Raw genomic sequence first — 11,978 nt, forward strand, 5'->3', positions numbered from 1 at the left:
GAAGACCCTGAGTTTGAGACGTTCTACACCAAGAACATTCTCTTAAACGAGGGTCTACGGGCTTGGATGGCTCCCCAAGACCAACCCCATGAGCACTTTGAGTTCCCTGAGGAAGTTCTGCCTCGCGGTAACGCTCTGTAAAACAATATTAAAAATGAATGCTGAATTCTCAGTATTCAGCATTCATCACTCCTGGTTTATCATCCATCATTTTGAAAGAGGTACTACCCAGTGGTAACACTCTCGAGTAACACAATGGTTGCGGGAAATCGCGACCAAGAATCATCAGGCTTTGCCTGGTGGGCTGGTAATGCCCGTCTGATCAACCTCTCCGGTAAATTGCTGGGTGCTCACGTTGCCCACTCTGGACTCATTGTCTTCTGGGCTGGAGCAATGACCTTGTTTGAGGTCGCTCACTTTGTGCCCGAAAAGCCCATGTATGAGCAGGGCTTAATCCTACTGCCTCACCTTGCCACTCTTGGCTGGGGTGTTGGCCCTGGTGGTGAAGTCATCGACACCTTCCCTTACTTTGTCGTTGGTGTACTGCACCTGATTTCGTCTGCTGTTCTCGGTATCGGCGGTATCTACCACGCGGTTCGTGGTCCAGAAACCTTAGAAGAGTACTCTTCATTCTTCGGTTACGACTGGAAAGACAAGAACAAGATGACCACCATCTTGGGCTTCCACCTGATCATGTTGGGATTGGGTGCTCTCCTGTTAGTCGCTAAGGCTATGTTCTTTGGTGGCGTATATGATACCTGGGCACCCGGTGGCGGTGACGTTCGTGTCATCACCAACCCGACCCTGAACCCAGCCACTATCTTCGGTTACCTGCTGAAGTCTCCCTTCGGTGGTGATGGCTGGATTGTCAGCGTCAACAATATGGAAGACATCATCGGCGGTCACATTTGGGTCGGTCTGACTTGTATCGCTGGTGGCATTTGGCACATCCTTACCAAGCCATTTGCTTGGTCTCGTCGCGCCTCCATCTGGTCTGGAGAAGCTTACCTCTCCTACAGCTTAGGTGCACTGTCCCTGATGGGCTTTGTTGCTGCTTGCTTTGTCTGGTTCAACAACACAGCTTATCCCAGCGAATTCTACGGTCCTACTGGCCCTGAAGCTTCTCAAGCTCAAGCCTTAACCTTTTTGATTCGTGACCAACGCCTAGGTGCGAACGTCGGTTCTGCTCAAGGTCCAACAGGTCTAGGTAAGTACTTGATGCGCTCTCCTACTGGGGAAATCATCTTCGGTGGTGAAACGATGCGCTTCTGGGATTTCCAAGGTCCTTGGTTGGAGCCTCTGCGTGGTCCTAATGGTCTTGACCTGAACAAGATCAACAATGACATTCAGCCTTGGCAAGCTCGTCGCGCAGCTGAGTATATGACCCATGCGCCTTTGGGTTCTCTAAACTCGGTTGGTGGTGTTGCTACGGAGATTAACTCCTTCAACTACGTGTCTCCCCGTTCTTGGTTGGCTTGCTTCCACTTTGTAATGGGCTTCTTCTTCCTAGTGGGTCACCTCTGGCACGCAGGTCGCGCTCGTGCGGCGGCGGCTGGATTTGAGAAAGGTATTGACCGGGCGACTGAGCCTGTGCTTTCTATGCCTGATCTCGACTAGGTTGCTAGATGCAATTAAGAGCTAAAGCTTAAACCTTGGAAAGGCTCCTGCTCAAGCAGGAGCCTTCTTTTTTGCACTGAGAGTTTTCAGGTCCAGAGAATCTGACGAGGTTTGTTCTCTGGGCTCAACCAAAAGACTTGGAAAATTCACAAAAGTTATTATTTTTTTCATTAAATTAAAATAATTTATCATAAGACTTTTGGGATTTGAGTTAACTTAAATACAAATTTAATAACAAAAAATAAATATGAGTCCTCCTAAAAAAACCAAGAACGCCTCGGACTTTCTGGCTTATGGGGGATTGTTGCATCGTATAACTAGTCGCATTCGTCGGTCGCTGGAGTTACAGGAGATTTTGTCAGCGACCGTTGCAGAAATACGTTCTTTTTTGCAAACAGACCGGGTCAAAGTCTATCGATTTCATCCGGATGGAAGCGGACAGGTCATTGCGGAGTCGATCGCGCATAATCGCTTACCGTCTTTAATGGGACTTAACTTTCCTGCAGGAGATATTCCTCCCCAGGCGCGTGAGCTATTTATCAAAGCGCGGCAGCGCTCGATTGTCGATGTGGCAGCTGGGCGAATCACTCTGAGTCGGAGCGAGGCTCTCGCATCAACCGGGCATCTGACGCTGGAAGAACTTCGCCTGCAACCGATCGGTGATATCCTCCAGCGCCCGGTCGATCCCTGTCATGTGGACTATCTCACGGCAATGGGAGTACTCTCTTCTCTAGTAGTGCCAATTCTTCACCAAGATCATCTCTGGGGCCTGTTGATCTCTCATCACTCCCAACCACGAGCGTTTAGGGAAGAAGAGCTTCAGTTTGTCCAACTCATAGCCGATCAACTGTCGATCGCGATCGCACAATCCGAACTCCTCACTCAAACACGAGAGCAAGTCCGGCGGGAAGCCCTAATCAATCAAATCACCCATCTGCTGCACTCACCGCGCAGTATGCCAGACATCCTACAACTTGTCCTAGAACGAATTGTGGGGGCCGCTTCGGGTTCGGGTGGCAGACTTTACCTCACGCCAGCGAATAAAAAAGCCTGTACTCTTTATACTTGTGGCACACAGCCAATACTTCCAGTTCAAAAGAAACCTACCTTGTTAGAAGAACACGCCTTCTGGCAACAACTGATGAAACCGCAAGACCAACCTTCCCCGACTGGCGATTTCCTCTGTCTACAAACTGTTCTCGATCTCTACCAAAACCCCCAACTGGCATCACTGACCCAGGCATTTCAACCGACTCGCATCCGAGGAATGCTCGTGATGCTTCTCCGACATGGTCAAGAGTCCCTGGGTTACCTCACGCTCTTCCGAAACGCCGCTGAAATCGAAACCCTCTGGGCAGGATATTGGGATAAAGATGAGCGCCAACAGCGACCTCGCGCATCCTTTGAAGTGTGGCGAGAATACCAGGAGAGCCAACCCCCCAAATGGACTCGTGAAGACATTGATCTGGTCGAATCCCTTGGCATTCACCTAGCAATGGCAATCATGCAAAATCGGCTTTATCAGTTAGAGAAGCATAACCTAGAACTGGAGATCGCCCGCGCTGTTGCGGAGGAATCCAGTCGCTTGAAATCCAATTTTTTGGCCTCTACCAGCCATGAATTGCGAACTCCCCTGGCCTCTACACTGAATTGTTTACAAATTCTCAAAAAAGGCTTCTACAAAAACACGACGGAGTTAAACAAATACATCCAATTAGCGGAGCAGTCCGTGAGAAACATCGTTGCTATCATTAACGATGTTTTAGACATTGCTAAGATTGAAGCCGGCAGCATGGCGGTTGAATTAGAGCCAGTGAGTCTCCAGCCTCTGCTGGAAGAACTGCGCGACCTCTTCAGCTTTGAAAGCCAGCGTAAGGGCGTTGCGCTTGTAGTTGAGTGTGACGTTGATAGCATTTATGCCGACAAAGGTAAGCTCAGGCAGATTCTGACCAACCTTCTCTCTAATGCCTTCAAATTTACTGAAACAGGGGAAGTTCGCCTCAGGATTATCAAACCCGAGGATACGCCCAATGTTGAAATTACAGTGGCAGACACTGGGATCGGGATTGAGATGAGCCAATGGGAACTCTTGTTAGAGCCCTTTGTTCAGGAAGATGGCTCGATCAAACGGCGTTATGGCGGCACTGGGCTTGGTCTGGCGATTTGTAAACGATTGGTAGAACTCATCGGTGGCAAGATTCAATTGGATAGTGCCGGTAAAAATCGAGGCACAACAGTGACTGTGACCCTATCTTCCCTTACTCACTTAATTTTAGATGAGGCACAAGGGTCGCTGTAGGAGTAGAATGAACGATTCATCCAAAATCCTTGCCTCCAAAATCCAGACCCCTCATCCCTAATCTTTATAAGGAGGTGTGGCTTGAAAATTCTTCTGGTGGATGACGATACCCTGCTTGCCGAAACTACCGCTACACTGATTCAATGTAGCGGAGATCATCAAGTCTACATTACAGATGAACCGACCGAAGTTTTTCGGCAGTGCCAATCAGGGAATATAGACGTGGTGATGATGGATGTTAATCTTCCAGGGGCAGAGTTGCAGGGGAAATCAGTCAGTGGTGCAGACTTGTCACGCTTGCTAAAAACTCAACCGCACACGGCTAACATTCCCATCATTTTGGTAACAGCCTATGCCCTGGTGAATGAACAGAACTATCTCCTAGAAACTTCCAAAGCTGATAGTTTTTATGCAAAACCCATTTTAGACTTTGATTTATTTTTAGAAGGGCTTACGCAACTTGTCAGGAAGTATAAAGAATACTATTGATTTTACAAATATTTCCCTAAGGTCAAATATTTCCCTAAGGTAAAGATAGATATATTTTTATACAAGGATAGATAAATGTACAATCTTGCTATGCTAGATGATAATACGGGCTTTTGTCAAGTGATTCAATGCTTTTTAAGTAACTACTTTAACATCTCTACATTTACTGATACAAGAATATTTTTGGAGAAAATGGAATCAGCTCAATATGATTTAGTCCTTGTTGATTTAAGCATTATTCCAAATTCGGAGGTTAAAATAAAAAATGGTTGTGAATTAATTGAATATTTGAAAAGAGAATTGAAGAGTCCCCCTTTACTCGTTTTATTTACAGGATGGATTAGTAGCAATTCGGGAGAAGAAGGCAGAAAGATTTGCCCTTTAGCTGACGGGTATTTAGCGAAAGATTGTGGAATTGAAGAAATATTGCAGGAAATTAATAGGCTCCTAGCCTCCCAAACCCATTAAATAAGAACTTTCACGATGCTATCGCTCTCGCGAACTAGTCTATTCGCAATCGGCTGTGCAGGATTTAGCCCTGCCGCTTAGTAGCAGATGACTTGTGTGGCTTGTGTGAGTAGCTTCTTTCAAGGAATGGTACCTCTGATCTAATATTTTTTAAGGAGTTGGGACTGGGAACAAGTTAGTTAATACATTCTCCTCATCCACCTGTCTTATTGCCATTTCTAAATCGTGAGTCAGCTGTTCGGCACTTTTCTTCGTTGACCGGGTGCAATAATTCGCCACCTTTAGAGGTTTCCCAATGGTAACTGTGGCATCACAACGCCAGTGAGGTACAGGGTCGCTATAACGGATACTAATCGGCACAATAACTAAATCCCTAGCGGCTCTACTGGCTTGCGCTTGCACCGCGATCCGAGCCATGCCAGGTTTGAGGGGTTGAACGCGACCATTCCGGAAGATATTGCCTTCAGGAAAGATAACTAGTGCTTCGCCGTTACGGAGAAGTTCGATACTGTGGCGGAAACTGCCCACTCCTGGATGCCTCGTATTAACAGGGAATCCTCCCATACGCCGAATGAACCAGCCTTGTATCCCTGTGATTTCATCTTCTGAAACCATGTACCGCAAATCTCGATTGGTAACATGTTTGCCTGCTGCATAAGGAATGAGCAGTGCATCCCAACGAGCGCGATGGGTAGGAGCTAAGATTACTGGGCCTGTTTTGGGAAGGTTTTCTTGTCCCGTCACTTTCAGATGACGAAAGTAAAACGGCATGAGAACCCGACGAGCCAAAGGATAGAGGATAGAAGTTAACCAGTGGCAAACGCGGGAAGTAACAGGGGCGGCTTTTACCGGAGTTAATTTCTCGCAAGTGTATTCTACCGGTTGGGTCATTACTTGAGTGCGTTCGCGGGAGTGGAGTTGAATCATCAGGTTTAATGCATCCTTATCTTCACTCTTACCTTAGGGTTTGTGACCAACTCCTGTCTCCCACTTAGGGGACAGTTCTGCCGCTGTCATGAGTGAGATTGTGAGATGCCATATTTATCGGTGACGGTGATAAGCAAACCAGGCTTGTAACTGCTGACGACATGTAGATTCCCCAATTCCAGCTATGAGGGGCAATCGATGATTGGAGCAGGCGCTGTCAGGAATATTGGCAACGGTACGAATTGCCCCTGTTTTTGGATCGTCCGTTCCATAGACGAGAAGACCCAGCCGTGCCAAAACGATCGCACCGGCACACATGGAACAAGGCTCCAGGGTAACGTAGAGGGTGCAGCTATTGAGGTGCCAGGTTTGTAGCGCTTGACCTGCTGCCCGCAGAGCGAGAATTTCAGCATGGGCGGTTGGGTCTTTGTCACGCTCTCGGCGATTCTCGGCTGTCGCAATCAAGGTATTATTGGCGTCCACAATCACGGCACCAACGGGAACTTCACCTGCCTCACCGGCTGACTGGGCAAGTGCGATCGCACGGCTCATCCAGTGGCGATGGACGAGATATACTGAGTCTCCAATTGTCATAAATCCTCGTTACCCTCAGACTGGAAGTCTGGGGCTACACAAACAAAGTCCCCCTGCGCGGACTCAATACTAGAGCTAAACAGCAGGCTGTGCTAACAGAGGGTCTAGTTGAGCCTTTGAGTTTAGGGCATAGAGATCATCACATCCACCAATGTGCTGATTGTTGATGAAAATTTGTGGTACAGTCCGGCGTCCATTTGCACGTTCAGCCATTGTGCTTCTGGCGCTATCATCACCGTCTATCTTGTACTCGGTGTAGTTGACGCCCTTCCACCAAAGCAGCATCTTGGCGCGAATGCAGAACGGGCAGGTTTGCCAAGTATAAATTTCAACATTGGCTTTAACGTGTTCTGGATAGCGTCCTAAAAGGGGATTGAGGAAGTCAAACATTTTCTCAAATGGCGGATTTTATTGGCTGTATTAAGCCTAAAACAATTACTTAACTCCTGAATGTATTATTAAATGTAGTATGCTAGATTTGGCGATTTACTGATACCAGACGCTTATTGAGCTTGTCGGGAAATGCTTCTGACAATTACAACTACTCATTTACCAGCAACAGCCCTAGGCTACTTACGGCATAAACACCCGGAGCGGTTCCAGTCATTTGCACGATTCTTTGGTAGAGCAAGCATTTGCTATGCAGAAGCCGGTGTTAGAGCTTGGCACAGCCGCCCTGCAGCTGGATATAGATGCACCAACGCAGATGGAGGCATTTAGTCGTGATTAACCAGCCGTTTGTCACCAGTGACCACGCTTGTGCATCTAGAAGTTTCCTCCAGCAGTCAGCGTCGGTCAATCCACACTTGATTGTGCCTGCGGGAACGCAGGTTGTAACCCGTGTCGAAATTCAAAATTCGGCTGGCGAAATCTTGTGTATGCGAGGAGCTGTAGCAGTAGTGATAAAATCGCCAACTGATAACTCCCACGCTTACCAACTGTGTTTTCTCAACGGAGTGGAATCGACTCTCCATCGACATGAATTCAGTATCCGTAAACAATTTCAAGAGGATGGGTTACAGCAGGCAGGAGCGCAACTAACTGAATTCAACCTTTACGACTATGTGATTTACCGTTGTATCGTCGGTTCTAGGGCTTACGCTCTAGATCATGCCAATTCTGACATCGACCGACGCGGCATTTACTTGCCACCAGCTCAAATGCACTGGTCGCTCTACGGCATACCAGAGCAGCTAGACAACAAAGATACCGAAGAGTGCTATTGGGAAATTCAAAAGTTCTTGATTTTAGCACTAAAAGCAAACCCCAATGTCTTGGAGTGCTTGTACACACCGTTAATAGAAGCGGTGACACCTCTGGCAGAGGAATTGCTGGCAATACGTTCTATTTTTCTATCTCAGCTAGTCTATCAAACGTACAACGGATACGTAATGTCTCAGTTCAAGAAATTGGAACAAGATCTCCGCAACCAGGGCACGATTAAATGGAAACATGCTATGCATCTAATCCGCCTTTTGTTGTCGGGAGTAAAAATTCTCAAAGAAGGCTTCGTTCCAGTTCGTATTGAGGACTATCGAGAGCAACTTTTAGCAATTCGTAATCAGCAGATGTCTTGGAAAGAGGTGGACAATTGGCGGTTGAGTTTGCATCAGGAATTTGATATGGCCTTTGCGAAAACTTCTTTACCGGAACGCCCTGATTATGAAAAGGCCAATGCTTTTCTGATTAAAGCGCGTAGAAGCATGGTTGATGATTTGAACCGTTCGTGACGCGACTGAAAAAATTTAACCCTCTCACCCCCTTGGCTTGTAGAGAAGAGGGAGTAGGGCTTTTTTTACCAAAGCAGGGGGGAAATTTTATTTATCAACAGCATGATTAAGAGACATGGTTTTAGACCAAAAATTGCTCAAAGTAATCTCCACCCAGCCCTACCCGCTTTTGTTCGCAACAATTAGCGGAGCGCATTTATATGGCTTTCCATCGCCTGATTCAGACTATGACTTGCGCGGTGCCCACATCTTGCCAGTGCAAGAAGTCATCGGACTTAATCCTGGGCGCGAAACTGTTGAAGTCTCTGAAGTTCGGGAAGGGATGCAAATTGATTTAGTAACTCATGATGTTAAGAAATTTTTGACCCTGCTTCTCAAAAGGAATGGCTATGTTCTGGAACAGCTATATTCACCATTAATTGTTCATACAACACCGATGCATCAGGAATTAAAAGCGATCGCTAAACAGTGCATCACCCGCCACCATAGCCATCATTACTTTGGCTTTGCGGAAAGTCAATGGAGGCTATTTGAGAAGGAATTACCTTACAAAGTAAAGCCGCTCCTTTATGTCTACCGAGTGCTGTTAACAGGTATTCAGTTAATGCGAGCAGGTGTTGTGGAAGCCAATCTGGTACAGCTTAATGAAGTGTTCAAACTGTCCTATATTCCTGATTTGATTGAGCAAAAAAAGTCAAAAGACGAAAAATCTATTTTGACAGATGCCGATGTGTCATTTCATCAGGGGGAATATCAACGGCTGCGTGGTGAATTGGAGTCAGCTTATCAAACTAGCGTTTTACCTGAAACACCTTCTGCCCAAGCCGGGTTAAATGACTTGTTGGTGCGGTTAAGAATGGCGTCTATTTTAATTTAAATAGATGCGTATGTAGGTACGAAACATTAGGTTTAGCACAACATGCAAATCTTTTAAGTTGTATTGTCACGGTCATACACGTCTTACATAAGAATGTTCCTCTAGGTCATAGAGCTTAGAAAATCTTAAGATTTCTCAGGATTTCAGCCACAAACTCTCGATTTTGTTGTCATACACCTGAAGAAGAATGCTGAGATTGCAGCAAAACTTAACACTACTCTCAGGGTACACTGACCTCTAGGGGTACCCCCTCTGATAGACTTTAAAACTGGAACAGCCTTCATAAACGTCGCAAAATCAAGCAGTTGGGAGAACGGGTGTCGTGGAAAACACATTAGGTTTAGAAATTATTGAAGTTGTCGAACAAGCCGCGATCGCATCTGCCAGATGGATGGGTAAAGGCGAGAAAAACACAGCCGACCAAGTGGCGGTCGAAGCCATGCGGGAGCGGATGAACAAAATTTACATGCGCGGTCGCATTGTCATTGGAGAAGGGGAGCGAGATGATGCTCCTATGCTCTACATTGGCGAAGAAGTCGGGATATGTACCCGCGAGGATGCCAAAGACTTCTGCAACCCAGACGAACTGGTTGAGATTGACATTGCCGTTGACCCCTGCGAAGGTACCAACCTAGTTGCTTACGGGCAACCCGGTTCAATGGCTGTGCTGGCTATTTCTGAGAAAGGGGGTCTGTTTGCCGCGCCTGACTTTTACATGAAAAAGTTAGCAGCGCCACCACAGGCCGCAGGGCATGTCGATATTAACAAGTCAGCGACCGAAAACTTGAAAATTCTCTCCGAGTGCTTGAGTCGATCGATTGAGGAACTCGTGGTGGTGGTGATGAAGCGCGATCGCCATAACGAACTGATTAAGGAAATCCGCGAAGCGGGTGCCAGGGTGCGGCTGATTAGCGACGGGGATGTCTCCGCTGCCATCTCTTGTGCCTTTGGAGGTACCAATATTCATGCTTTGATGGGAATTGGTGCCGCACCAGAAGGCGTAATCTCAGCCGCTGCGATGCGCTGCTTGGGTGGACACTTCCAGGGTCAACTCGTCTATGACCCTGCTGTCGTCAAAACCGGTCTGATTGGCGAAAGCAAAGAGAGCAACCTGGAGCGGCTCAAATCAATGGGTATTAATGATCCCGATAAGGTCTACAACGCCGACGAACTCGCCTCTGGTCAAACCGTACTGTTTGCGGCTAGTGGAATTACCCCAGGCACGCTGATGGAAGGTGTCCGCTTCTTCCACGGTGGGGCACGCACCCAAAGCCTGGTCATTTCCAGCCAGTCACGGACAGCGCGGTTTGTGGACACCATCCATCTGTGGGATGAGCCGAAGTACATCCAACTGAGGTAGGAGTAAGCTGTTGTGCATTTAATTGGGGAGTTAGGTTTCAGCCTTTTTCTTGTGGGATGGGTATCCTGATCACCCAAGCTATGCAATTTAAATGCCTATTAGCTGACTGGGTTACAACAAGTTATGAAGGATGAAGTATGAAAGAGTTCAAGCTTCATCCTTCTATGTTCAGAGTTTAGTCTCTGGTTTAAATAAACCTTTTTTCCAACACTTCACACACTTTAAGTTCACAAATACTTCATGAACTCTTCCCGCCTAGAAACCCTATCCCAAGAGTGGGTCGGGAGGAAAGCGGGAAAGAATCTGAGTCCACCCTTTTAACAAAGGCACAAAACTATCAGCTATTGCTGCATAGGGAAACAGTTTCGGAACCCAACTGCAAGATATAGCAATCGCCAAGGCGATTAGGATAGAGCCACCTGCTGAAACCAAGACCCGTCAATCTTCTGCCTTCTGCCTTCTGCCCTCTTCCCTCTGTCTTTTGCTATACAAGCAATTGCCATGTATAGGGTTTGGGTTTCTAAGGGATATGGAACGAGAATGCATAGTCTGACTCGGAGATCCTTTTAGGGCTACAGTCAATTCGCAAGAGAGTTTCAGCCAAGAATTATGGCTAGGGACAAGTTTCATCCCCTTATGGGTGAGGCAGTTGACTCGATGGTTAGATAAGTCTAAATTTTTGAGATTATACGGGTGGAACCCTCCCTCATATATTGACAAATTGACAAACCTCGTTAAATCTGGCCGCCAAGACGACAAATAGTTGGAGAGCACATGAATATCGCAGTCGTAGGTCTAAGCCACAAAACAGCGCCGGTTGAAGTTCGGGAAAAACTGAGCATTCAAGAAGCGAAAGTGGAAAGCGTGACGCAACAGCTGTGTAGTTACCCACACATTGAAGAAGTTGCCATCCTGAGTACTTGCAATCGCCTGGAGATTTATATTGTTGCCACAGAAACTGGACAGGGCGTTCAAGAATTGAGCCAGTTTCTTTCAGAATTAGGTCAAATTCCCCTGCACCAACTGCGACATCACCTGTTTATCTTGTTGCATCAAGATGCCGTTATGCATCTGATGCGGGTGGCAGCCGGTCTTGACAGCTTAGTGTTGGGAGAAGGGCAAATTTTAGCCCAGGTAAAAAATACTCATAAACTCGGTCAGCAGTATAAGGGAATCGGACGCCTGCTCAACCGACTCTTTAAACAGGCGATTACGGCAGGCAAGCGAGTCCGTACTGAAACCAGCATTGGGACAGGTGCTGTTTCCATTAGTTCTGCGGCGGTAGAATTGGCTCAGATGAAAGTGCAGAACTTAGCCGCCTGCCGCGTGGCGATTATTGGTGCGGGTAAGATGTCCCGATTACTGGTGCAACATCTTTTGGCAAAAGGGGCGGCGACTATCTCGATTGTGAATCGCTCTCAGGGGCGATCGCAAGAATTAGCCAATCAGTTCCCAGAAGCCAAGCTAGAACTGTACCCGCTTTCAGAGATGATGAGAGCGATCGCATCCTCGGATTTGGTATTTACGAGTACCGCCTCCACTGATCCATTACTAGATCGGGCGAAGCTGGAATCCACACTAGAGCCACATCAGCCATTGATGTTGTTTGATATTTCT

The 11,978-nt window shown here is 47.1% G+C and carries 12 protein-coding genes and 1 pseudogene; 10 read left to right on the forward strand and 3 right to left on the reverse strand.

From position 1 onward, the window contains the following. The 5 genes and pseudogenes from V6C93_RS15880 to V6C93_RS15900 all read left to right on the forward strand — a co-directional run. Nucleotides 1–141: pseudogene (locus tag V6C93_RS15880) on the forward strand (photosystem II D2 protein (photosystem q(a) protein)); the annotation flags it as partial. Between the two features lie 114 nt (nt 142–255). Beyond that, nucleotides 256–1,617 (forward strand): photosystem II reaction center protein CP43, encoded by a 1,362-nt coding sequence (psbC, locus tag V6C93_RS15885; RefSeq protein WP_333477651.1) that lies wholly within the window; start codon nt 256–258, stop codon nt 1,615–1,617. A gap of 247 nt (nt 1,618–1,864) precedes the next feature. After that, nucleotides 1,865–3,916 (forward strand): GAF domain-containing sensor histidine kinase, encoded by a 2,052-nt coding sequence (locus V6C93_RS15890; RefSeq protein WP_333477641.1) that lies wholly within the window; start codon nt 1,865–1,867, stop codon nt 3,914–3,916. An 81-nt stretch (nt 3,917–3,997) separates the two neighbouring features. After that, nucleotides 3,998–4,405 carry a response regulator gene (locus V6C93_RS15895; protein ID WP_333477642.1) on the forward strand — a complete coding sequence of 136 codons (408 nt, stop codon included), beginning with the start codon at nt 3,998–4,000 and terminating at the stop codon, nt 4,403–4,405. A 75-nt stretch (nt 4,406–4,480) separates the two neighbouring features. Then, complete coding sequence (locus tag V6C93_RS15900; protein ID WP_333477643.1) at nt 4,481–4,873, forward strand: response regulator; 393 nt, start codon at nt 4,481–4,483, stop codon at nt 4,871–4,873. Between the two features lie 150 nt (nt 4,874–5,023). On the opposite strand, the gene V6C93_RS15905 is transcribed toward V6C93_RS15900, so the two are convergent. The 3 genes from V6C93_RS15905 to grxC form a co-directional block, all read right to left on the reverse strand. Then, nucleotides 5,024–5,800 (reverse strand): lysophospholipid acyltransferase family protein, encoded by a 777-nt coding sequence (locus V6C93_RS15905; protein WP_333477644.1) that lies wholly within the window; start codon nt 5,798–5,800, stop codon nt 5,024–5,026. A gap of 114 nt (nt 5,801–5,914) precedes the next feature. After that, nucleotides 5,915–6,394 carry a tRNA adenosine(34) deaminase TadA gene (gene tadA / locus V6C93_RS15910; protein WP_333477645.1) on the reverse strand — a complete coding sequence of 160 codons (480 nt, stop codon included), beginning with the start codon at nt 6,392–6,394 and terminating at the stop codon, nt 5,915–5,917. A gap of 75 nt (nt 6,395–6,469) precedes the next feature. Next, nucleotides 6,470–6,784: a glutaredoxin 3 gene (gene grxC, locus V6C93_RS15915; protein WP_333477646.1), complete on the reverse strand. Its 315-nt coding sequence runs from the start codon at nt 6,782–6,784 to the stop codon at nt 6,470–6,472. 132 nt (nt 6,785–6,916) lie between these two features. Here grxC and V6C93_RS38270 point away from each other — a divergent pair, with 132 nt between their 5' ends. From V6C93_RS38270 to hemA, 5 genes are all read left to right on the forward strand, one after another. Continuing rightward, a complete protein-coding gene (locus V6C93_RS38270; RefSeq protein WP_414644187.1) occupies nt 6,917–7,114 on the forward strand; it encodes a hypothetical protein in 198 nt (65 codons plus the stop codon). Further along, complete coding sequence (locus V6C93_RS15920) at nt 7,087–8,124, forward strand: nucleotidyltransferase domain-containing protein (RefSeq protein ID WP_333477647.1); 1,038 nt, start codon at nt 7,087–7,089, stop codon at nt 8,122–8,124. Before V6C93_RS38270 ends, V6C93_RS15920 begins: the two co-directional genes overlap by 28 nt. A 115-nt stretch (nt 8,125–8,239) precedes the next feature. Then, nucleotides 8,240–9,001, forward strand: coding sequence for a nucleotidyltransferase domain-containing protein (locus V6C93_RS15925; protein WP_333477648.1), 762 nt, complete (start codon nt 8,240–8,242; stop codon nt 8,999–9,001). A gap of 322 nt (nt 9,002–9,323) precedes the next feature. After that, nucleotides 9,324–10,361, forward strand: coding sequence for a class II fructose-bisphosphatase (gene glpX, locus V6C93_RS15930; protein WP_333477649.1), 1,038 nt, complete (start codon nt 9,324–9,326; stop codon nt 10,359–10,361). 774 nt (nt 10,362–11,135) lie between these two features. Further along, nucleotides 11,136–11,978 (forward strand): glutamyl-tRNA reductase (hemA, locus tag V6C93_RS15935; RefSeq protein ID WP_333477650.1); only part of this gene is annotated, 843 nt, incomplete at its 3' end.

The sequence above is a fragment of the Allocoleopsis sp. genome (genome assembly GCF_036703385.1).
In the GTDB taxonomy this organism is placed as follows: domain Bacteria; phylum Cyanobacteriota; class Cyanobacteriia; order Cyanobacteriales; family Coleofasciculaceae; genus Allocoleopsis.

Coding starts and splice junctions, on each gene's coding strand:
- psbC (WP_333477651.1), top strand. CDS start 256: ATGGTTGCGGGAAATCGCGACCAAGAATCATCAGGCTTTGCCTGGTGG.
- V6C93_RS15890 (WP_333477641.1), top strand. CDS start 1,865: ATGAGTCCTCCTAAAAAAACCAAGAACGCCTCGGACTTTCTGGCTTAT.
- V6C93_RS15900 (WP_333477643.1), top strand. CDS start 4,481: ATGTACAATCTTGCTATGCTAGATGATAATACGGGCTTTTGTCAAGTG.
- V6C93_RS15905 (WP_333477644.1), bottom strand. CDS start 5,800: ATGATTCAACTCCACTCCCGCGAACGCACTCAAGTAATGACCCAACCG.
- tadA (WP_333477645.1), bottom strand. CDS start 6,394: ATGACAATTGGAGACTCAGTATATCTCGTCCATCGCCACTGGATGAGC.
- grxC (WP_333477646.1), bottom strand. CDS start 6,784: ATGTTTGACTTCCTCAATCCCCTTTTAGGACGCTATCCAGAACACGTT.
- V6C93_RS38270 (WP_414644187.1), top strand. CDS start 6,917: ATGCTTCTGACAATTACAACTACTCATTTACCAGCAACAGCCCTAGGC.
- V6C93_RS15920 (WP_333477647.1), top strand. CDS start 7,087: ATGCACCAACGCAGATGGAGGCATTTAGTCGTGATTAACCAGCCGTTT.
- V6C93_RS15925 (WP_333477648.1), top strand. CDS start 8,240: ATGGTTTTAGACCAAAAATTGCTCAAAGTAATCTCCACCCAGCCCTAC.